This window comes from Streptomyces sp. M41 (assembly GCF_043673425.1).
In the GTDB taxonomy this organism is placed as follows: domain Bacteria; phylum Actinomycetota; class Actinomycetes; order Streptomycetales; family Streptomycetaceae; genus Streptomyces.
Genome location: NZ_JBIMKE010000002.1, coordinates 327,290 through 347,481 on the forward strand (window position 1 = coordinate 327,290; position 20,192 = coordinate 347,481).

Genomic DNA, 20,192 nt, shown 5'->3' on the forward strand with positions numbered 1-20,192 from the left:
ACGGAGGGCGCCCTGGGGATCACAGGGCGCCCTTCATCTTTGGGGCGGGCCGGCCGCAAACCAGCCCGTCCGGGGGTGCCCCTCGGGGGGAGTCTGAGGACGAGGCCGTTCAGACCGATGCGGGGTCCGGGCGCGGCAGCCTCCAGGGCGCGGCACACCAATGCCGGGGCACCTACTCGCCCAAGCCGGCGGCAGCCTTCCGCACCTACTCCGCCGAGCCGGCGGCAGCCTTCCGCTCCTCCTCGGCCTTCTCGGCCTTCTCGGCCGCCTCCATCTCCGCGAACACGTCGATGGGCGCGGGCGCCTTCGCCAGGAACAGCCAGGTCAGCCAGACCGCCAGCAGGAACGGCGGGATCTTCAGCGCGACCAGGACCCAGCCGAACTGGGTGGTGTCCGCCCACCAGTACAGCGGGAAGAGGATCGCGCACTTGGCGAGCAGGATCAGCCCCCAGGCCCAACTGGCCTTCGCGTACGCCTTCTTGCGTCCGGGGTTCCTCGTGCGCCAGGAGAGGTTCTCCTTGAACACCGGCCCGAGGATCAGCCCGATCAGCGGCACACCGCACAGGGTCGTGATGATGTACGCGAGCCCGAGCCCCAGCGTGTAGAGCATGCCGGGCAGATAGAAGTCCTTCGCGTTGCCCGTCATCATCGCGAAGACGACACCGAAGGCGACGCCGAAGACGCCGCTGAAGGCGTGCTTGACGGTGTCCCGCATCACCAGGCGCACGACCACGAGCACCAGGGACACCGCGAGCGCGGCGATCGCCGACAGGTGCAGGTCCTTGTTGATCGTGTAGATGGTGACGAAGAGCAGGCCGGGCAGCACCGTCTCGATCATGCCGCGCATGCCGCCGAAGGCCTCGAACAGCGCGGCTTCGGTCACCGCCCGGGAGTCGTGCCCGGCGTCTGCGCTGGTGTCTTCGGTCGGCTTGTCGAGCGACGTCACCGGCTACTCCCGTCCGAGGGGTCTCAGTTCGTATTTCGGGTTGAACAGCACCCGGCGGCCCCGGCTCATGGCGATCCTGCCCGATGCGATCAGCCGGCGCCCCGGCTCTATCCCGACTATGGAGCGCCTGCCGAGCCACACCACGTCCAGTGCGGCGGAGCCGTCGAACAGCTCGGCCTCCAAGGCCGGGACTCCCGCACGCGGGCGCAGCGTGACCGTGCGCAAGGTACCAGTAACCGTCACTATCTGTCGGTCACGGCAGTCACCGATCTTGATACAGCCGGCCGTCTCGGCGTCCTCCCGCAGCTCCTCGGACTCCAGGTCCTCCTGCGACGAGGAGAGCCGGTCGAGCATGCGCCGGAACCGGCCCACCGACTTTTCGGAACGAGGAACAGCACTCATGTCTTGAAGCGTACCGGGGCCCACCGACACCTTCGTACCCGCGGTGCGAAGGCCCGAACCGACCCCGTTCGACCAGCTCATTTCTCGAACCGGTACCCCATGCCCGGCTCCGTGATGAAGTGCTTCGGATGCGAAGGGTCCGCTTCCAGCTTTCTGCGCAACTGCGCCATGTACACCCGCAGATAGTTGGTCTCCGTGCCGTACGACGGCCCCCACACCTCCTGCAGCAGCTGCTTCTGGCTGACGAGCCGCCCGCCGTTGCGCACCAGCACCTCCAGCAGGTGCCATTCCGTGGGGGTCAGCCGTACGTCCCGCCCGCCCCGGTTGACCTTCTTCGCGGCCAGGTCGACGATGAACGCCGCCGTCTCCACCGTCGTCACGGCGTCCTCGCCGGGCCCGACCGGTTCGGCCCGCCGGACCGCCGCTCGGAGCCTGGCCAGCAGCTCGTCCATGCCGAAGGGCTTGGTGACGTAGTCGTCCGCGCCCGCGTCCAGCGCCTCGACCTTCTCGTCGGAGGAGTGCCGGGCGGAGAGCACCAGGATCGGCACCCGGGTCCAGCCGCGCAGTCCGCGGATCACCTCGACGCCGTCCATGTCGGGCAGCCCGAGGTCGAGGACGACCACGTCGGGGTGACGGGCGGCGGCGAGTTCGAGGGCGGCGGTCCCGTCGTGGGCCGCGTCGACCTCGTACTTGCGTGCCTTGAGGTTGATCACGAGGGCACGCACGATCTGCGGCTCGTCGTCGACCACCAGCACCCGGGTCATGGGGTGACCTGCCTTTCGGGTTCCGCGGGGCGCTCCATGGACGCGGCCCCCTCCTGAAGCTCCGGGCGCGGTCCCGCCGCCCGGAGGGTGAGCACCATGGTGAGACCGCCACCCGGTGTGTCCTCGGCGTCGAGCGTGCCGCCCATCGCCTCCGCGAAGCCGCGCGCGACCGCGAGGCCGAGCCCCACTCCGGCTCCGCGCGGGGCGTCGCCGTACCGCTGGAAGGGCTCGAAGATGCGTTCCTTCGCCGTGTCCGGGACGCCCGGCCCGCGGTCGACCACCCGGACCTCGACCCGGTCGGCGATGGCGCTCGCGGACACCAGGACGGTGCTCTCGTCCCGGCTGTACTTGACGGCGTTCTCGACCAGGTTGGCCACCGAGCGCTCCAGCAGCCCCGGGTCGACGGCGACCATGGGCAGCGTCTCGGGGACGTCCAGCTCCACGCTGTCGTCCGGCACTCCGCCGAGCGCCATCGGGACCACCTCGTCGAGGTCGATCTCGCGGATCAGCGGGGTGACCGTGCCCGTGTGCAGCCGGGACATGTCGAGGAGGTTGCCGACGAGGTGGTCGAGCCGGTCGGCGCCCTCCTCGATGCCCTCCAGCAGCTCCGCCTCGTCCTCCTCGGACCACGCCACGTCGTCGGAGCGCAGCGAGGAGACCGCCGCCTTGATGCCGGCGAGCGGGGTGCGCAGGTCATGGCTGACGGCGGCCAGCAGGGCGGTGCGGATGCGGTTGCCCTCGGCGAGCTCCTTGGCCTGGTCCGCCTCGCGCTTGAGTCGCATGCGGTCCAGCGCCACGGCGGACTGCGCGGCGAACGCGGCCAGCACCCGGCGGTCCTCGGCGGGCAGCACCCGGCCGGTCAGCGCGAGCGCCAGATGGTCTCCTACGGGTACGTCGACGTCGGCGTCGTCCGGCCGCGCGGGCGGGCGCCCCGAGCCGACGCTGCCGGCGCAGGTCCACGGGTCGACGTCGCTGCCGCGCTCCAGCAGGGCCGCCGACTCCATGCCGAAGGTCTCCCGGACCCGCTCCAGCAGCTCCTCCAGGCCCGTCTCGCCGCGCAGCACGTTCCCGGCGAGGAAGGCCAGGATCTCCGACTCGGCGCGCAGCCGGGCCGCCTGGTGGGTGCGGCGGGCGGCGAGGTCGACGACGGAGGCGACCGCGACCGCCACGAAGACGAAGATCAGCAGCGCGAGCAGGTTCTTCGGGTCGGCGATCGAGATGCGGTGCAGTGGCGGGGTGAAGAACCAGTTGAGCAGCAGCGAGCCGACCGCGGCCGAGGCCAGCGCGGGGAAGAGCCCGCCGAGCAGGGCCGCCGCGACCGTCAGGGTCAGGAACAGCAGCATGTCGTTGGCGAGGCCGAGATCGGCGTCGACATGGGTCAGCAGCAGGGTGAGCAGCACCGGACCGGCGACACCGGTCAGCCAGCCCCAGACGATCCGGGACCGGCCGAGGCGCGCTCCCCGGGCCACGGGCAGTCCGCGCCCCCGGGCGACCTCCTCGTGGGTGACGATGTGGACGTCGAGGTCGGGGCCGGAGTCCCGGGCGACCGTCGCGCCGACGCCCGGTCCGAAGACGTACTGCCAGCTCTTGCGCCGCGAGGAGCCGAGCACTATCTGGGTGGCGTTGACGCCGCGGGCGAAGTCCAGCAGCGCCGCCGGGATGTCGTCGCCGACGACGTGGTGGAAGGTGCCGCCGAGATCCTCGACGAGGGTGCGCTGGACGGCCAGTTCCTTCGGGGAGGCCGACGTCAGGCCGTCACTGCGGGCGATGTAGACGGCCAGCACCTCGCCGCCGGCGCCCTTCTCCGCCAGCCGGGCCGCCCGCCGGATCAGGGTCCGTCCCTCCGGCCCGCCGGTCAGCCCGACCACGATCCGCTCGCGTGACCCCCAGATCGCCGAGACCTGGTGATCGGCGCGGTACTGCTTCAGGTATTCGTCGACCCGGTCGGCCACCCACAGCAGTGCCAGTTCCCGCAGGGCGGTCAGGTTCCCGGGGCGGAAGTAGTTGGAGAGAGCCGCGTCGACCTTGTCCGGCTGGTAGATGTTGCCGTGCGCCATCCGGCGTCGCAGCGCCTGTGGCGACATGTCGACCAACTCGATCTGGTCCGCGCGCCGCACGACCTCGTCCGGCACCGTCTCCTGCTGCCGCACCCCGGTGATCGATTCGACGACGTCGCCGAGCGACTCCAGGTGCTGGATGTTGACCGTCGACACGACGTCGATCCCGGCCGCCAGCAGCTCCTCCACGTCCTGCCAGCGCTTGGCGTGCCGGGACCCGGGGATGTTGGTGTGGGCCAGCTCGTCCACCAGCGCCACCTGGGGACGCCGCGCCAGTACGGCGTCGACGTCCATCTCGGTGAAGGCGCTCCCGCGGTACTCCAGCTCCCGGCGCGGTATCTGCTCCAGGCCGTGCAGCATCACCTCGGTGCGCGGCCGGTCGTGGTGCTCGACGAAGGCGATGACGCAGTCGGTGCCCCGCTCCACGCGGCGGTGCCCCTCGGACAGCATGTTGTACGTCTTGCCGACGCCCGGTGCCGCACCGAGGTAGATCCGAAGCTTGCCGCGTCCCATGGCCCCATTGTCTTCCGGTCCCGCTGTTGCCTGCGCAGCGTCGACCTTACGGCCCGGAATCGCGACAAAGGGGGCCGGGAGCGGCGGCGGAAGCGTCTTTGACGCAACTCTGACGCGGGGCGCACCAGCCTCGGCGGAGCACGTCTGCCTCGGCGGATGCCCTCTCGCGGGGTCGGGAACGCGTCAGCTCGGGTTGTCCCCGTGGGTGAGGGTCTCCCAGGCCACGAAGAGGTTGTTGCTGCCGGCCGGGCGGTTGCGCTCGGTGAGCGTGGCCGTGTTGGTCATGGCGTGGCCCAGCCGGTTGGCCAGGGCGTTGTGCCCGACCTCGGTGACGGGACCGAGTCCGCGGTGCACGGAGCCGCCGCACAGCCAGCCGGGCACGGCCGCGCCGAGCTCGTACCTGGCCTGGAATCCGAGGGCGTGCCGCAGCCGTTCACCGACGTCGGTGCCGTACAGGTCCTGCCCCTGGATCCGGCTGGTCTCGGCGATGTGCGAGATGGCCGACAGGCCGTAGCCGGTGTGTGTGAAGTCCCGGCAGGTCTCCTGGGTCAGTCCGGTGACGAAGGTGCCCTGCCCCTGCCAGTACCTGACGATCTTGTCCCGGGTGTCGAGGTTCTGACCGGGCACGGTCTTCGGCAGGTCACCGTCGGAGGCGAGGTAGACATAGGCGGCCGTGCGGGTGCGGAACTTCGCCATGGCCTTGTCGTACGACGCCTTGTCCTCCAGGAAGACGGCGATGCCGACGGCGGCCTCCATCATCGACAGCTCCCAGTTCCCGTTGGAGTTCGAGCCGTTGATGATCTCGGGCAGGTAGACGGTGCGGAGCATGGTGGCGAACCGGCCGGAGTTCGCCCAGTTCCCGGTGTACGTGTGCTTGATGAGCTCGGCGGCCTTGGGCCACGAGGAGCCGGCCCAGCCGGTCTGCAGGGGCGCGTTGCTGTTGGTGTGGTCCCTGATCGTGGCCGACCAGGCGTCCATGAGCTGGATCGCTTTCCTGGCGTGCCGTTCGTCGCGCGTGATGTACCAGGCGAGGGCCTGTGTATAGGCGGCGATCGCGTCCTCACGCTCGTCGGTGCAGCCGTGGTTGGGGTTCGAGTACGAGCCGCACTCGACGACCGCCCGGGGCTTGGGGGTGCGGTTCAGATCGGCGTACTTGCTCGCCATCATCCGGTCGAACGCACCCTTCCAGGGCTGGGCGCCGGTGTTGACCTTGGACCGGGTGAAGTCCAACTGGCTCTGGGAGACGGTGACTCCCGGGTGGACGAAGGTGGGCGGAGCGGCACCGGCCGGCCAGGCGAGAACACCGGCGACGAGGGCGGCTGCGGCTGCGAGGAGAGCGGTTCTGCGCATGCGTGGGGGGCCTTCCGTTCTCGTATATGAACGTGAAGCGCCTTTATGAACGGGCGCGTTGGCCGGAGACGGTAGGTACAGACCAATGCGCCGTCAAGGGTGCACGCATGAGAAAGGGCCACACCCCGTACGGGATGTGGCCCTGATGCGTTTCTACGATGCCCAGCCGGCTACGACGCTCAGCCGCTGCTACGACACTCAGCGAACCTCGGTGATCTCCGGTCCGCGCTGAAGCTGACCCATGCCGCCGGAGAAGCGTGAACCCTCCTCCTGCTGAACGCCCTCGGGAACCATCTGGGCGTCGTTCGGCAGCTTCAGGACGATCGGGTCGCGCGGCGCCATCGGGCCCTCGCCGCGGACCACGACGGTGTCCCGGAAGACCTGCTCGAGCAGACCGGCCGCCTGCGGCTGCACCGCACCCTGGCCCGAGATCACACCCCGCAGGAACCAGCGGGGACCGTCCACGCCGACGAACCGCACGACCTGGAAGCCGCCCGTGCCGTCCGGCAGCTGCACCGGCACCTGGGCCCGCAGCTCCCAGCCGAGAGGACCCTCGACCTCGTCGATGATGCCACCCTGCTGGGTGATGCCGGAGCCGATCTCCTCGCGCACCTCGCCCCAGATGCCCTCGCGCTTGGGCGCGGCGAAGGCCTGAAGCTGAATGGCGCTGTCGCGCAGCACGACGGTCGCCGCGACGATCGCGTCACCCGCGACCTCGACGCGCAGCTCCATGCCCTCGACGCCCGGCACGAACATGCCGCCCAGATCCACCCGGCCCTCGCCGGGCTCACGGACTTCGGAGCTGTCCCAGGGTCCGTCGGGCCGCGGTTCCGGCTCGAGCCGTACGCGCTCGCGCGTGCCGTCGTCGTCCGCCTCAGTGTCGATGTCGACGACCTGCTCGGGCTCGCCGGCCGCGTCCTCGGCGGCACCCTTCTTCTTGCGACGTCCGAACACGTCACTGTCCTTCCCGGTCGGATACGACCGAAGCGTATCGATTCCCACCCGCCCGGCCGCCGGTGGCGGCCTGACCGCTTGTGCTGCTTGTGCTGCTTGCGCCGCCCACCGCGGCATGGCCCCCGGTGGACCCGAAGCCCCCCTCGGCCCGCGCCGAGTCGGGAAGCTCCGCGACCTCCTGGAAGCGGACCCTCTCGACCTGCTGGACGACCAGTTGGGCGATCCGGTCGAAGCGCTCGAACCGCACGGTCTCATGCGGGTCGAGATTCACCACGATCACCTTGATCTCCCCACGGTACCCGGCATCAACCGTCCCCGGGGCATTCACGAGAGCGACACCGAGGCGGGCGGCCAGACCGGAGCGCGGGTGCACGAAGGCCGCGTACCCCTCCGGCAGTGCCACAGACACCCCGGTGGGCAGCACGGCACGCTCCCCCGGCTTCAGTTCACGGCTCTCGGTGGTCCGCAGATCCGCTCCGGCGTCACCGGGATGCGCGTACGTCGGAAGCGGTACGTCGGGGTCGACGCGCCTGATCTGCACGGCGAGTTCTCGACGGGGTTCACGGCTCACGGGTTCACCTCGAAGGCACGGGCACGCCGCACCTGGTCCGGGTCGTTCATGGCGGCCCGGATCTCCTCCGGGCGGCCGTTGTCGATGAAGTGGTCGACCTTCACCTCGATGAAGAGGGCGTCGGCGCGGACGGCCACGGGGCCGTCGGGGCCGCCGATCCGTCCGGTGGCCGTCGAGTAGATCTTGCGGCCCGCCACGGCCGTGACCTCGGCCTCCAGATACAGCACGGTGCCCACCGGTACCGGCCGTACGAAGTCGGTCTCCAGCCGCCCGGTCACGGCGATCGTGCGCAGCAGCCAGTTGAGCGAGCCGAGGGTCTCGTCGAGGGCGGTCGCGAGCACACCGCCGTGGGCGAGCCCGGGAGCGCCCTGATGCGCGGGCTGCACGGTGAACTCGGCGGTGATCCGGACGCCCTGAGCGGCCCGCGCCGCCAGGTGCAGCCCGTGGGCCTGCTCGCCGCCGCAGCCGAAGCATTCGCCGTAGTGCGCGCCGAGAAGCTCGCCGGGGGCGGGGGCGTCGGGGTGACGGGCCGGTTTCACGGCGTCGGCCGGTGGCTTGAGAGCTGCTGAATTACCACTCACAGCCGCAGACCTTACCCGCGCGTCGGCAGCATTCGGACACCGTGCCAAGCTTGGCTCCATGCAGCTCTCCGCCGCCCCGTACGAAGAACGTCTCACCGCCCCCCGCTCCTGGTGGTTGATCTCGTTCCTGGCCGGTGTCTCCCTGGCCCTGATCGTCCTGCCCTTCGGCACCCTGCCGATGCTCGCCGCACTGGTCGGCGGCACCGCCGCGGCGGCCGTGATGGCCAGCTCCTACGGCTCGGTCCGCATCCGTGTGGTGGGCGACTCGCTGATCGCGGGCGAGGCCAGGATCCCGCTGCGGGCACTGGGCGAGGCGCATGTGCTGGACCCGGAGGAGGCCCGCGCCTGGCGCACCCACAAGGCCGACACCCGGGCCTTCCTGCTGCTGCGCGCCTACATCCCGCGGGCGCTGCGCGTGGAGGTCACGGACCCGGAGGACCCCACGCCGTACCTGTATCTGTCGACCCGGGAGCCGGAGCGTCTGGCGGAGGCGATCAAGGCGGCGAAGGCCTCGGCCTAGCACACCCGAACGGGCCGTCACCGGCCCGGTCGATCTTCTCCCCCGGGCTCAGCCGCGCCCGCGCCTGAAGCGTCCGCGCGGGCGGATGACGTCCTCGATCTCCAGCGGCTGAGCCGGGCGCTCCAACGGCGGCTGCTGGGACAGCTCCTCCCACGGCACCTGGACCTTGCGCAGGTCGGCCCGGATCCGGGCAGCGAGCTTCTTGGTGTCACGCCGGTTCATGAGCGCACCCACGGCGGCGCCCACCATGAAAGGCATCAGGTTCGGCAGGTTGCGCACCATGCGCTTCATGATCTGCTGGCGCAGCTCGCGTTTCATCTGGCCGCCCAGTGCGGCGTTGACCGTCGCGGGCTTCTTCGGGTCGATGCCGCGCTCCTCGGACCACGAGGCGAGATACGCGGTACTGCGGTCCTTGAGACCGCCGGGCGGGCGTACGCCGTACACCTCGTGCAACTCGGCGATCAGTTTCAGCTCGATCGCGGCCACGCCGGTGATCTCGGCGGCCAGCTCCGTGGGCATCGCGGGCGGCACCGGCAGCATCGCCACCGCGCCCACTCCCGCGCCGACGGTCGAGCTCGCGTTCGCGGCGCCCGCGACGAGCTTGTCCGCGAGCTGTTCGGGCCCGAGGCCCGGGAACTGCCGGCGGAGCGTCGCGAGGTCGCGTACGGGGATCCGCGGGGCGTTCTCGATGATCCGGTCGGCGAGGTACCCGAGGCCGGCTCTGGCGCGGCTGCCGCCCTTACGGACGCCTTCCCGGGCCTTCTGCCGGATCACCTCGCCCCGTCGCCCGGCCGGTGGCGACGGAACCTCCGTCGAGGCCGGGAGGTCAGCCCGGCCGGACGTCGGTTCGAGCGAGGCTCCCGTACCGGATGAGCCCCGCTCGTCGTCACGCGCGCCGTGCGGGCCGTCGATGGACGGCCCCTGCCCCGCTCCCCTGAACGGAAAGCGGCGCTTCCGAGGAGGGGTCGAGCCTGTCATGCCCGACCCGTCCTCAGTCGCAGTCGCGGCAGATCGGCTGACCGTTCTTCTCCCGGGCCAGCTGGCTGCGGTGATGCACCAGGAAGCAGCTCATGCAAGTGAACTCGTCCTGCTGCTTCGGCAGCACCCGGACGGCCAGCTCCTCATTGGAGAGGTCCGCGCCGGGCAGCTCCAGGCCCTCGGCGGCCTCGAACTCGTCGACGTCCACAGCGGAGGTCGACTTGTCGTTCCGCCGGGCCTTCAGCTCTTCAAGGCTGTCCGAGTCGACGTCGTCGTCGGTCTTGCGTGGGGTGTCGTAATCCGTTGCCATGTCGCTCTCCCCCTCTGGGTGTCTGCGGTGTCTCCAGCGCACGTAACGCGTGAGAGGCCGGACTTGTGCCCGACCCGAGGCGGAGATTTTGCCTCACATCAAGGTCTGTTACTCAATCGACACCCAACCGGACCCCTCAAGAGTGATCGGCTTGGATGGCGAACGGGACCGTACACGGTCCTAATGCCGCAGTTCAAAGGCGTCTCACCGTGTACTTCCCGTGATCAAGACCCCCGAAAACCCGGATTTTCCCGGCTTTCCGACGGACCGCATGATCACTGAGAGTAGATGGCCGGAAATTCGCCCTTGTGATCGATCACACACGGCACTGCCCGGCGAGTGCCCAGAAAATTCCGCGCAAAGCGAACATCTCCGGGATCTCGGAACGTGGCGGCGCCCATGATCTCAGATCACGGATGCTCTTACAGCGGCAGTGCGACCCGCATGACGAGCCCGCCTCCCTCCCGTGGCTGCGCCGAGATGTGCCCGCCGTGCGCCCGGGCCACGGACCGCACGATGGACAGTCCCAGGCCCACCCCCTTGTCGCTGCCGGTGCGCTCCGTACGCAGCCGCCGGAACGGCTCGAAGAGATTGTCGATCTCGTACGCCGGCACCACCGGCCCGGTGTTGGAGACGACCAGCACCGCCTGACCGTGCCGTGCCTCGGTGGTGACCTCGACCCAGCCGCCCTCGGGGATGTTGTACCGGACGGCGTTCTGCACCAGGTTCAGCGCGATCCGCTCCAGCAGTACGCCGTTGCCCTGGACGACCACGGGCCCCCGCTCGCCGCGGATCTCCACACCCTTGGCCGCCGCCTCCGCGTGCACCTGGTCGACGGCCTGCTCGGCCACCTCCGCCAGGTCCACCGGTTTGCGCTCGACGACCTGGTTGTCGCTGCGGGCGAGCAGCAGCAGACCCTCGACGAGCTGCTCGCTGCGCTCGTTGGTGGCCAGGAGCGTCTTGCCGAGCTGTTGGAGCTCCACCGGCGCGTTCGGGTCGGACAGGTGTACTTCGAGGAGCGTGCGGTTGATCGCGAGCGGGGTGCGCAGCTCGTGCGAGGCGTTGCCGACGAAGCGCTGCTGGGCGGTGAAGGCGCGTTGCAGCCGCTCCAGCATCTCGTCGAAGGTGTCGGCCAGTTCCTTCAGTTCGTCGTCCGGTCCGTCCAGCTCGATACGGCGGGACAGGTCCGAACCCGCCACCGCGCGGGCGGTGCGGGTGATCCGGCCGAGCGGCGACAGCACCCGGCCGGCCATGGCGTAGCCGAAGGCGAACGCGATGACGGCCAGGCCGAGCAGAGCGAGCAGGGAGCGGCTGAGGAGGTCGTCCAGCGCTACCCGGCGCTGGTCGTCGATGCAGGCGCTGACCGCCTCGTTGAACTGGGAGAAGGTCAGATTGCCGGCGTTCTTGATCCCGGGGCAGTTGTCGCTCGTGACCTTGAGCCCCTCGGCATCGGCGATCTTGAACAGGGGTTCGTTGCCGGTGTTGATCGCCTGCGCGGCCAGCAAGTAGATGATCGACAGCAGCAGGATGCCGGCGATCAGGAACATGCCGCCGTACAGCAGCGTGAGCCTTATCCGGATGGTGGGGCGAAGCCACGGGAAGGGGGGCTCCACCCTGCGGGGGTCCCAGGTGGGCTTGGGAGGCGCCTGGGGAGGCGCGGGAGTCGCTGCCATGGTCGATCAGATCCGGTAGCCGGAACCCGGCACGGTGACGATCACCGGAGGTTCGCCCAGCTTGCGGCGCAGCGTCATGACGGTGACGCGTACGACGTTGGTGAACGGGTCGGTGTTCTCGTCCCAGGCCTTCTCCAGCAGTTGCTCGGCCGAGACGACCGCGCCCTCGCTGCGCATCAGCACCTCCAGGACGGCGAACTCCTTGGGTGCCAGCTGCACCTCCTTGCCGTCGCGGAATGCCTCGCGGCGGTTCGGGTCGAGCTTGATGCCGGCGCGCTCCAGGACGGGCGGCAGCGGCACGCTCGTACGGCGGCCGAGGGCGCGCACGCGTGCCGTGAGCTCGCTGAAGGCGAAGGGCTTGGGGAGATAGTCGTCGGCGCCGATCTCCAGTCCCTCGACACGGTCGCTGACGTCGCCGGAGGCCGTGAGCATCAGCACGCGGGTGGGCATGCCGAGTTCGACGATCTTGCGGCAGACGTCGTCGCCGTGCACGAGCGGGAGGTCGCGGTCGAGGACCACCACGTCGTAGTCGTTGACGCCGATGCGCTCCAGGGCAGCCGCACCGTCGTACACGACGTCGACGGCCATGGCCTCCCGGCGCAGTCCGGTGGCCACCGCATCGGCGAGCAGCTGCTCGTCCTCGACGACGAGTACGCGCACGTCGCTTGTCCTTCCTGTGTCCACCCGCGTAGCGCTTGTCTCGCCCACGGGCAGGGTGCTGATGGGGTTCTCGGCCTCCATCCTGCCCTTTTCCGCCATAAGTCGGCGGTAAGACGGGTGAGGGGCCAGGCGGGACGGTGCGAGGCCCGGGAATGCGAATTTTTCTCCTCCGGTTGAGGTTTCCGTCTCTCGGAGCGAGGGGAGGACGGCATGTACACCCCGCGATCACGCTCTGCTTGTGCCGCACCACCATCCGGTACACAGCGCTCCGCTTCCCGCAGGGCGGGCGTGGTGTCCGGCACCGTCGCCGCCCGGCTGGGCAGCGCTGGGCACCTGTGACAGACGTGATCGCCCCTTCCGATCGGCACACCCCCGTGCCACCGACCCACGACCCAGGACGAGGGGGCGCAGCATGGACGCATTCACCGCAGGACTTCTGCAGCGCATAAAGGCGACCGAGTCCGACCTGACGCGGGCACGTGACGAGGGCGACGAGTTCCTCGTCGAGGTGGAGCAGGGCGAGCTCGACGACCTGCGCCGTCTCGCCGCCGAGCATGGTGTGGAAGTCGGCGCGACCAGCGTCTGACCAGCACGGAAAGAGGCCCCGGTGAATCCAGCACCGGGGCCTCGACGTGTTCTGGGGCGGCTTGGCGACGGACCGCGTCAGTCGTGCCAGGCCCCGAAGTCCTCCAGGAGCCGCTGGAGAGGCTCGAAGACGGCCGGGGTGGCCGCCACCGCCAGCTCGCCTGACGGGCGCTCTCCGGGCCGTCCGCCGGTCAGGGCGCCCGCTTCCCGGGCGATGAGGTCCCCCGCGGCGAGGTCCCAGGCGTGCAGCCCCCGCTCGTAATAGCCGTCGAGGCGCCCGGCCGCCAGGTCGCAGAGGTCCATCGCGGCCGAGCCGCCCCGCCGGATGTCGCGCAGCAGCGGGATCAGCCGCTGGGCTACGTCGGCCTGGTGGGTGCGGACGTCGGTGACGTAGTTGAACCCGGTCGAGACGAGGGCCTGGTCCAGCGGGGCGGCCGGCCGGCACCGCAGCCTGCGTTCCCCGGCCCATGTGCCCCTCGCCCATGCGCCCCGGCCGCGGATCGCATGGAACGTCTCCCCCCGCATCGGTGCCGAGACCACCCCGACGACCGTCTCCCCGTCCTGCTCGGCGGCGATGGAGATGGCCCAAGTCGGCAGTCCGTAGAGGTAGTTGACCGTGCCGTCCAGCGGGTCGATCACCCAGCGGACGCCGCTCGTGCCCTCCGTCGAGGCTCCCTCCTCGCCGAGGAAGCCGTCGTCCGGGCGGTACTCGGAGATCAGGCCCGTGATCAGCTTCTCCGCGGCGATGTCCATCTCCGTGACCACGTCGATCGGGCTGGACTTGGTCGCGGCGACCGCGAGGTCGGCCGGTCGGCCGTCCCGCAGCAGCTCGCCGGCGCGGCGGGCGGCCTCCTGGGCCAGGGCGAGCAGGTCCGAATGCAGGGCGTCGGTCACGGGGCTCCTCACGCGTAGGGGCTGTCGGCGCCCGCGGCGGCGGGCCTGGGCGCCCGGGACGGGCAGCAGCCGACCGGGCAGAGCTGGTGGCTCGCACCGAGCGCGCCGAGGGCGCACGGCGTGACCTCTTCCGCGCGCTCGACGGCCGCGCGCTCCAGCACGAGGTGGCGGACGGCGGCGGCGAACCGCGGATCGTCGCCGACGGTGGCCGAGCGGCGCATCGGCAGGCCCAGCTCCTCGGCCCTGGCCTTGGCCTCCGTGTCGAGGTCGTAGAGGACCTCCATGTGGTCGGAGACGAAACCGATCGGGGCGACGACGATCGCCGGGACCCCGGCGGCGTGCCGCTCCACCAAGTGGTCGCAGATGTCGGGCTCCAGCCACGGGATGTGCGGGGCGCCGGAACGGGACTGGTAGACGAGCTGCCAGGGGTGGTCGACGCCGGTGCGCTCGCGGACGGCGTCGGCGATCAGCCGCGCGACGTCCAGATGCTGCCGGACGTACGCCCCGCCGTCGCCGTGCTCCTCGACGGGGCCGGAGGTGTCGGCGGCGGCGGTCGGGATGGAGTGGGTCGAGAAGGCGATGTGGGCACCGTCCCGGACCTCCTCGGGGAGGTCGGCGAGGGAGGCGAGCACACCGTCGATCATCGGCTCGAGGAAGCCGGGGTGGTTGAAGTAGTGCCGCAGCTTGTCGACCCGGGGGACTTCGAGGCCCTCGGCAGCCAGGGCACCGAGCGAGTCGGCGAGGTTCTCGCGGTACTGCCGGCAGCCCGAGTAGGAGGCGTAGGCGCTGGTGGCGAGGACCAGGATGCGGCGGCGTCCGTCGGCGACCATCTCGCGCAGCGTGTCCGTCAGGTACGGCGCCCAGTTGCGATTGCCCCAGTAGACCGGCAGGTCCAGACCGTGCTCGGCGAAGTCCTTGCGCAGGGCGTCCAGCAGGGCGCGGTTCTGGTCGTTGATGGGGCTGACCCCGCCGAACTGGAAGTAGTGCTCGCCGACTTCCTGGAGGCGCTCCTTGGGGATGCCCCGCCCGCGCGTGACGTTCTCCAGGAACGGGATCACGTCCTGCGGGCCCTCGGGACCGCCGAAGGAGAGCAGGAGCAGGGCGTCGTAGGGGCTGGCATCGCGCGCGTCTGGCATGGGTCGATCCTGTCATCCGGTACTGACAGCCGGGAAACGGCGGGGTGAGCACCCGGGTTCCCGGTTCGTCCGGACGGGTGCATCCGGGTCACCCGACTCGTAAGCTGTATCGGCCATCCACATTGCTGACCGGCCGAGGTGCCGGTGCGCCGTCCTGCCTGCCCCGAGCCGCCGCCGTCCCGCCGCTCCCGCCCGACCGGAGACCCCGTTGCCCAGCCCCTACCACGCCCTGTTCGCCGCCCCCGGCAGCAGGGCCTTCTCCGCCGCGGGTCTCCTCGGCCGGATGCCGCTGTCGATGATGGGCATCGGCGTGGTGACGATGATCTCCCAGCTGACCGGGCGGTACGGCCTGGCCGGCGCGCTGTCGGCCACCATCGCGCTGGCCGCGGCGGTGGCGGGCCCTCAGGTGTCGCGGCTGGTGGACCAGTACGGGCAGCGGCGGGTGCTGCGGCCCGCGACGCTGATCTCGCTCGCGGCGGGTGCGCTGCTGCTGTTCGCCGCGCACCACGGGTGGCCGGACTGGGTGCTGTTCGTGGCCTGCGTCGGCATCGGCTGCGTGCCCAGCGTGGGGGCGATGATCCGCGCGCGCTGGGCGGAGGTGTACCGGGGAACGCCCCAGCTGCACACCGCGTACTCCTTCGAGTCCGTGGTGGACGAGATCTGCTTCATCTTCGGGCCGATCATCTCCATCGGCCTGTCCACGGCCTGGTTCCCGGAGGCAGGGCCGCTGCTCGCCGGCTGCTTCCTCGCGGCCGGCGTCTTCTGGCTGACCGCGCAGCGGGCCACCGAGCCCGCGCCGCATCCGCGCGCGAAGCAGGGCGGCAGCTCGGCCATGCGCTCCGCCGGGCTCCAGGTCCTGGTGGCCACCTTCGTGGCGACCGGAGCGATCTTCGGGGCCGTCGACGTCGTCACCGTCGCCTTCGCGGACGAGCGGGGTCACAAGGGGGCCGCGAGCGTGGTCCTCGCGCTGTACGCGGCGGGCTCCTGCGGGGCGGGGCTGGTCTTCGGGCTGCTGCGCTTCAAGGGGGCGCCCGAACCTCGCTGGCTGCTGGGCATATGCGCGATGGCCGTGAGTATGATCCCCCTCCTACTGGTCGGAAACTTGCCGTTTCTGGCCGTGGCGCTGTTCGTTGCGGGCATGGCCGTCGCTCCCACGATGATCACCACCATGTCTTTGATCGAAGAGCACGTACCACGCGCGCAATTGACCGAGGGCATGACCTGGGTGAGCACCGGGCTCGCGGTCGGGGTCGCGCTCGGGTCCTCCATGGCCGGCTGGGTGATCGACGCGGCCGGCGCGAAGGCCGGGTACGGGGTTCCGGCGGTGTCCGGGGCCGTCGCGGTCGCGGTCGGTTTCCTGGGGTACCGCCGGCTCAGCAGGCCGGCTCCACGTCGGGGAGGCACCGTTGAGCAGCACAGCGAGCGGGAAGAACGGAACGTGGCGTAACTGGGGCGGCAATGTCGCCGCCCGCCCCGCGCGGGAGGTCACACCGGCCTCGGTGGAGGAGCTGTCCGCGGCGATACGCCGGGCCGCCGAGGACGGCCTGCGGGTGAAGCCGGTCGGCACCGGACACTCCTTCACGTCCATCGCCGCGACCGACGGTGTGTTGATCCGCCCTCAACTGTTGACCGGCATACGCGGCCTCGACCGGGACGCCATGACGGTCACGGTCGAGGCCGGCACCCCCCTCAAGAGGCTCAACATGGCCCTGGCGCGCGAGGGCCTGTCGCTGACGAACATGGGCGACATCATGGAGCAGACGGTCTCCGGCGCCACCAGCACCGGCACCCATGGCACGGGCCGCGAGTCGGCCTCGATCGCCGCCCAGATCAAGGCACTGGAGCTGGTGACGGCCGACGGTTCGGTGCTCACCTGCTCCGAGAAGGAGAACCCCGAGGTCTTCGCCGCCGCGCGGATCGGCCTCGGCGCCCTCGGCGTCGTCACCGCGATCACGTTCGCCGTGGAGCCCCTCTTCCTGCTCTCCGCGCGCGAGGAGCCGATGCCGTTCGACAGGGTCCTGGCGGATTTCGACGAACTCTGGGCCGAGAACGAACACTTCGAGTTCTACTGGTTCCCGCACACCGGCAGCACCAACACCAAGCGCAACAACCGCAGCGCGGGCCCCGAGAACCCGGTGTCGCGGCTCCAGGGCTGGTTCGAGGACGAGTTCCTCTCCAACGGCGTCTTCCAGGTCGCCCAGTGGGTGGGCCGGGCGGCGCCCCCCGCGATCCCGGCGATCGCGCAGGTCTCCAGCAAGGCGCTGTCCGCGCGGACCTACACCGACATCCCGTACAAGGTCTTCACATCACCGCGTCGCGTGCGGTTCGTGGAGATGGAGTACGCCGTCGCGCGCGAGGCCGTCGTCGACACGCTGCGCGAACTGAAGGCGATGGTCGACCGGTCCGGCCTCAGGGTCAGCTTCCCCGTCGAGGTGCGCACCGCCCCGGCCGACGACATCACCCTGTCCACCGCCTCGGGCCGCGACAGCGCCTACATCGCCGTGCACATGGTCAAGGGCACTCCGTACCAGCGGTACTTCACCGCCGCCGAGCGGATCTTCACCGCCCACGAGGGGCGCCCGCACTGGGGCAAGGTGCACACGCGGGACGCCGAGTACTTCGCCGGGGTGTATCCGCGCTTCGGCGAGTTCACCGCACTGCGGGACCGGCTGGATCCCGACCGCCGGTTCCAGAACGACTACTTGCGCAGGGTGTTGGGGGCGTAGCGCCAGGCGACTGCGGGCCCGCGCGGTCAACCACCCGTGCGAGAAGGGGACATCCGGACGAAAGCATTCGTTCCGTTTCTGTCGTTTGCGTGAAGTACGCCACTTCGAAGATCCATGAACCGCTCAACCGGCGGCCGGGTCACGCTTCTTGCCAGAACTTGGGCGGCGTGCCAATCCACGCACGTGGCCCGAATGGAGTACTGTTGCGAGCCCTGGGTCCGGTCTCCCGCCAGGGCGTCCGCGACCTTCAAGGACCGCCGGGAGGGGGCTAGTTGCACAGGGTGACGGAGTTGGTCACTTAGCGTTGCGAATAGGTAACCGTGCCATAACGGCGATCCAGGGCCCGCGCCCGACACGCCGGGCAACTCGGCAAGGTTGTGGCAGGCTGCACCCGGGCAGGCCACACTCGACTAGCGGAAGCAGCGACGCACGTGACGTCGGCAGGCACCACCCGGGAGGTCCCCATGCCCGAACTGCGTGTCGTGGCCGTCTCGAATGACGGCACACGGCTGGTGCTCAAGGCTGCCGACTCTACGGAGTACACGCTTCCTATCGACGAACGCCTGCGCGCCGCCGTGCGCGGCGACCGTCCGCGGCTCGGCCAGATCGAGATCGAGGTGGAGAGCCATCTCCGCCCCCGCGACATCCAGGCGCGTATACGCGCTGGTGCGACCGCGGAAGAGGTCGCCCAACTCGCCGGCATCCCCGTGGACCGCGTACGCCGTTTCGAGGGCCCCGTCCTCGCCGAGCGCGCGTTCATGGCCGAAAGAGCACGCAAGACGCCCGTCCGCCGTCCCGGCGAGAACGCCGCCGGGCCGCAGCTCGGCGAGGCCGTGCAGGAGCGGCTGCTGCTGCGCGGCGCCGAGAAGGACACCGTCCAGTGGGACTCGTGGCGGCGGGACGACGGCACCTGGGAAGTGCTGCTGGTCTACCGGGTGGCAGGCGAACCGCACTCGGCGAGCTGGACGTACGACCCGCCCCGGCGGCTCGTCCAGGCCGTCGACGAGGAGGCGCGCTCACTGATCGGCGAGTCCGAGGACCTCGCCGCGCCGGAGCCCAGCTTCCCGTTCGTGCCGCGGATCGCCCGGCTGCCGCGCGAGCGTTCGATGGACCGTGCCCTCGAGACCGCGCGCCCCAGCCTGCCCGCCCAGGCGTCCGAGCCCGCCGAGGAGACCACGGAGGAACGGGACTCGCTGACCAGCCTGCTGGAGGCGGTTCCCAGCTTCCGCGGTGACCTGGTGGTGCCGGAGCGCCCGTCGGAGCCCGAGCCCGAGGAGCCCCCCACCGACGAGCCGGCCGCGGAGGAACCTCCCGCCCCGGCCGCCTCCGCGGGTTCCGCCTATGCGGACGTCCTCATGCCCCGCTCCGTCGGCAGTCACCGCGACCGCCTCATCGGTGCCACGGACCGCCAGGCGGAGGCCGACGGCGTCCGCCCCGGCCGCCGGGCCGCGGTCCCGAGCTGGGACGAGATCGTGTTCGGGACGCGTCGCAAGAAGCAGGAGTAGTCGGTCGTACGGCTGTGATGCGGCCGTACGGGACGAGGGCCGCGTTGTCGCAACGCGGCCCTCGTGTTGTGCGGGTGCGGGCCCACCGCCGTCCGCGGCGCCCTACTGCGGGTCCGGGCCCACCGCCACCGGCCGCGAGGGGTCACTGGACCACTCCGACCACGAACCGACGTACAGCCCCGCCGGAATGCCCGCGACGGCCAGCGCCAGCACCTCATGTGCGCCGGAGACGCCCGAGCCGCAGTAGGCCCCGACCTCCGTGCCCGCCACGGCCCCCAGCGCCTTGAAGCGCGCCGTGAGGTCCTCCGCGGGCAGGAAGCGGCCGTCCGCCGCCACGTTCTCGTTGGTGGGCGCGGACACGGCGCCCGGGATGTGGCCGCCGACCGGGTCGATCGGCTCGACCTCGCCGCGGTACCGCTCCCCCGCCCGCGCGTCCATCAGCACCCCCGCCCGGGCGAGCGCCGCCGCGCCGTCGGCGTCGAGCAGCCCCATGGCTCCCGGCGCCGGCTCGAAGTCGCCCTCCGCCGGGGTCGGTACGGAGGTCTCCAGCGGGCCCGCCCAGTGCGGCAGTCCGCCGTCGAGGACCCGCACGTTCGGGTGACCCGCCCAGCGCAGCAGCCACCAAGCGCGGGCCGCTCCCCAGCCCTGTCCGCCGTCGTACACGACGACCGGCGTCCCGGACGACACGCCCGCCCGTCGCATCGCCGCGCCGAATTCGGCCACGTCCGGCAGCGGATGACGGCCACGCGGACCGGGCGTGGCGGCCAGCTCCCGGTCCAGGTCGACGTAGACCGCGCCGGGGATGTGCCCGGCCTCGTACGCGGCCCGGCCGTCGAACGGCGGCTCACCGGACACCTTGGCCAGGCTCAACTGCCAGCGGACGTCGAGCAGCACCGGCGGCCGGCCGCCCGCCAGCTCACTCGCGAGTTCGGGTGCGGAAATGATGGCGTTCATGGCCACCATCCTCGCGCATGGGGTGGCCGCGGCGGCCCGCTCCGGTTACTCTGCCCGCCGGACAGGCGCGATCACGAGGCGTACGGGATCGAGCACATGCTGTACAGCTGATC

General features: G+C 70.9%; 20 protein-coding genes. 5 read left to right on the plus strand and 15 right to left on the minus strand.

Translation table 11 applies throughout. The features are described 5' to 3' along the window. Window positions 1-205: 205 nt before the first annotated feature. The 8 genes from ACHBTE_RS03735 to ACHBTE_RS03770 all read right to left on the minus strand — a co-directional run bounded on the left by ACHBTE_RS03735 (window position 206) and on the right by ACHBTE_RS03770 (window position 8,138). Window positions 206-946, minus strand: coding sequence for a DUF3159 domain-containing protein (locus tag ACHBTE_RS03735; RefSeq protein WP_394721855.1), 741 nt, complete (start codon window positions 944-946; stop codon window positions 206-208). A gap of 3 nt (window positions 947-949) precedes the next feature. Then, on the minus strand, window positions 950-1,348 hold the full coding sequence (locus ACHBTE_RS03740) for an OB-fold nucleic acid binding domain-containing protein (RefSeq protein WP_394721856.1): 399 nt from the start codon (window positions 1,346-1,348) through the stop codon (window positions 950-952). A 77-nt stretch (window positions 1,349-1,425) separates the two neighbouring features. Further along, window positions 1,426-2,112 carry a response regulator gene (locus ACHBTE_RS03745; RefSeq protein WP_394721857.1) on the minus strand — a complete coding sequence of 229 codons (687 nt, stop codon included), beginning with the start codon at window positions 2,110-2,112 and terminating at the stop codon, window positions 1,426-1,428. Then, complete coding sequence (locus tag ACHBTE_RS03750; protein ID WP_394721858.1) at window positions 2,109-4,682, minus strand: DUF4118 domain-containing protein; 2,574 nt, start codon at window positions 4,680-4,682, stop codon at window positions 2,109-2,111. Before ACHBTE_RS03750 ends, ACHBTE_RS03745 begins: the two co-directional genes overlap by 4 nt. 183 nt (window positions 4,683-4,865) lie before the next feature. Next, the gene (locus ACHBTE_RS03755) at window positions 4,866-6,032 is read right to left on the minus strand and encodes an alginate lyase family protein (RefSeq protein WP_394721859.1); all 1,167 of its coding nucleotides are present in this window, start codon (window positions 6,030-6,032) and stop codon (window positions 4,866-4,868) included. Between the two features lie 198 nt (window positions 6,033-6,230). Beyond that, a complete protein-coding gene (locus tag ACHBTE_RS03760) occupies window positions 6,231-6,986 on the minus strand; it encodes a DUF3710 domain-containing protein (RefSeq protein ID WP_394721860.1) in 756 nt (251 codons plus the stop codon). A gap of 1 nt (window position 6,987) precedes the next feature. Beyond that, complete coding sequence (dut, locus tag ACHBTE_RS03765; RefSeq protein WP_394721861.1) at window positions 6,988-7,557, minus strand: dUTP diphosphatase; 570 nt, start codon at window positions 7,555-7,557, stop codon at window positions 6,988-6,990. Next, window positions 7,554-8,138 (minus strand): PaaI family thioesterase, encoded by a 585-nt coding sequence (locus tag ACHBTE_RS03770; RefSeq protein ID WP_394721862.1) that lies wholly within the window; start codon window positions 8,136-8,138, stop codon window positions 7,554-7,556. The genes dut and ACHBTE_RS03770 overlap by 4 nt, the downstream gene beginning before the upstream one ends. Window positions 8,139-8,196: 58 nt before the next feature. On the opposite strand from ACHBTE_RS03770, the gene ACHBTE_RS03775 reads away from it, so the two are divergent. Continuing rightward, a complete protein-coding gene (locus ACHBTE_RS03775) occupies window positions 8,197-8,658 on the plus strand; it encodes a DUF3093 domain-containing protein (RefSeq protein WP_394721863.1) in 462 nt (153 codons plus the stop codon). A gap of 48 nt (window positions 8,659-8,706) precedes the next feature. Here the strand turns inward: ACHBTE_RS03775 and ACHBTE_RS03780 are convergent, their stop codons facing one another. The 4 genes from ACHBTE_RS03780 to ACHBTE_RS03795 all read right to left on the minus strand — a co-directional run bounded on the left by ACHBTE_RS03780 (window position 8,707) and on the right by ACHBTE_RS03795 (window position 12,279). After that, entirely contained in the window at window positions 8,707-9,636 is a 930-nt protein-coding gene (locus ACHBTE_RS03780; RefSeq protein ID WP_394721864.1) for a hypothetical protein, read from the minus strand. A gap of 13 nt (window positions 9,637-9,649) precedes the next feature. Next, window positions 9,650-9,946: a DUF4193 domain-containing protein gene (locus tag ACHBTE_RS03785; RefSeq protein ID WP_005481602.1), complete on the minus strand. Its 297-nt coding sequence runs from the start codon at window positions 9,944-9,946 to the stop codon at window positions 9,650-9,652. A gap of 422 nt (window positions 9,947-10,368) precedes the next feature. Next, window positions 10,369-11,619: a sensor histidine kinase gene (locus tag ACHBTE_RS03790; RefSeq protein ID WP_394721865.1), complete on the minus strand. Its 1,251-nt coding sequence runs from the start codon at window positions 11,617-11,619 to the stop codon at window positions 10,369-10,371. A gap of 6 nt (window positions 11,620-11,625) precedes the next feature. After that, complete coding sequence (locus tag ACHBTE_RS03795; protein WP_394721866.1) at window positions 11,626-12,279, minus strand: response regulator transcription factor; 654 nt, start codon at window positions 12,277-12,279, stop codon at window positions 11,626-11,628. 412 nt (window positions 12,280-12,691) lie between these two features. Between ACHBTE_RS03795 and ACHBTE_RS03800 the strand changes: the two genes are divergently transcribed. Further along, window positions 12,692-12,865: a hypothetical protein gene (locus ACHBTE_RS03800; protein WP_394721867.1), complete on the plus strand. Its 174-nt coding sequence runs from the start codon at window positions 12,692-12,694 to the stop codon at window positions 12,863-12,865. Window positions 12,866-12,942: 77 nt separating this feature from the next. On the opposite strand, the gene ACHBTE_RS03805 is transcribed toward ACHBTE_RS03800, so the two are convergent. Together ACHBTE_RS03805 and ACHBTE_RS03810 are read right to left on the minus strand one after the other, a co-directional pair. Then, entirely contained in the window at window positions 12,943-13,758 is an 816-nt protein-coding gene (locus ACHBTE_RS03805; RefSeq protein ID WP_394721868.1) for an inositol monophosphatase family protein, read from the minus strand. An 8-nt stretch (window positions 13,759-13,766) separates the two neighbouring features. Continuing rightward, window positions 13,767-14,894, minus strand: a complete 1,128-nt coding sequence (locus tag ACHBTE_RS03810) for a ferrochelatase (protein WP_394721869.1) — start codon at window positions 14,892-14,894, stop codon at window positions 13,767-13,769. Between the two features lie 208 nt (window positions 14,895-15,102). Here ACHBTE_RS03810 and ACHBTE_RS03815 point away from each other — a divergent pair, with 208 nt between their 5' ends. From ACHBTE_RS03815 to sepH, 3 genes are all read left to right on the plus strand, one after another. Then, a complete protein-coding gene (locus tag ACHBTE_RS03815; protein ID WP_394721870.1) occupies window positions 15,103-16,341 on the plus strand; it encodes an MFS transporter in 1,239 nt (412 codons plus the stop codon). Beyond that, window positions 16,301-17,620: a D-arabinono-1,4-lactone oxidase gene (locus ACHBTE_RS03820; RefSeq protein WP_394721871.1), complete on the plus strand. Its 1,320-nt coding sequence runs from the start codon at window positions 16,301-16,303 to the stop codon at window positions 17,618-17,620. The genes ACHBTE_RS03815 and ACHBTE_RS03820 overlap by 41 nt, the downstream gene beginning before the upstream one ends. A 464-nt stretch (window positions 17,621-18,084) precedes the next feature. Continuing rightward, entirely contained in the window at window positions 18,085-19,125 is a 1,041-nt protein-coding gene (sepH, locus tag ACHBTE_RS03825) for a septation protein SepH (protein WP_394721872.1), read from the plus strand. A 102-nt stretch (window positions 19,126-19,227) separates the two neighbouring features. Here the strand turns inward: sepH and ACHBTE_RS03830 are convergent, their stop codons facing one another. Further along, window positions 19,228-20,079: a sulfurtransferase gene (locus ACHBTE_RS03830; protein WP_394721873.1), complete on the minus strand. Its 852-nt coding sequence runs from the start codon at window positions 20,077-20,079 to the stop codon at window positions 19,228-19,230. Window positions 20,080-20,192: the final 113 nt, after the last annotated feature.

Coding starts and splice junctions, on each gene's coding strand:
- ACHBTE_RS03740 (WP_394721856.1), bottom strand. CDS start 1,348: ATGAGTGCTGTTCCTCGTTCCGAAAAGTCGGTGGGCCGGTTCCGGCGC.
- ACHBTE_RS03745 (WP_394721857.1), bottom strand. CDS start 2,112: ATGACCCGGGTGCTGGTGGTCGACGACGAGCCGCAGATCGTGCGTGCC.
- ACHBTE_RS03750 (WP_394721858.1), bottom strand. CDS start 4,682: ATGGGACGCGGCAAGCTTCGGATCTACCTCGGTGCGGCACCGGGCGTC.
- ACHBTE_RS03755 (WP_394721859.1), bottom strand. CDS start 6,032: ATGCGCAGAACCGCTCTCCTCGCAGCCGCAGCCGCCCTCGTCGCCGGT.
- ACHBTE_RS03775 (WP_394721863.1), top strand. CDS start 8,197: ATGCAGCTCTCCGCCGCCCCGTACGAAGAACGTCTCACCGCCCCCCGC.
- ACHBTE_RS03780 (WP_394721864.1), bottom strand. CDS start 9,636: ATGACAGGCTCGACCCCTCCTCGGAAGCGCCGCTTTCCGTTCAGGGGA.
- ACHBTE_RS03785 (WP_005481602.1), bottom strand. CDS start 9,946: ATGGCAACGGATTACGACACCCCACGCAAGACCGACGACGACGTCGAC.
- ACHBTE_RS03790 (WP_394721865.1), bottom strand. CDS start 11,619: ATGGCAGCGACTCCCGCGCCTCCCCAGGCGCCTCCCAAGCCCACCTGG.
- ACHBTE_RS03800 (WP_394721867.1), top strand. CDS start 12,692: ATGGACGCATTCACCGCAGGACTTCTGCAGCGCATAAAGGCGACCGAG.
- ACHBTE_RS03810 (WP_394721869.1), bottom strand. CDS start 14,894: ATGCCAGACGCGCGCGATGCCAGCCCCTACGACGCCCTGCTCCTGCTC.
- sepH (WP_394721872.1), top strand. CDS start 18,085: ATGCCCGAACTGCGTGTCGTGGCCGTCTCGAATGACGGCACACGGCTG.
- ACHBTE_RS03830 (WP_394721873.1), bottom strand. CDS start 20,079: ATGAACGCCATCATTTCCGCACCCGAACTCGCGAGTGAGCTGGCGGGC.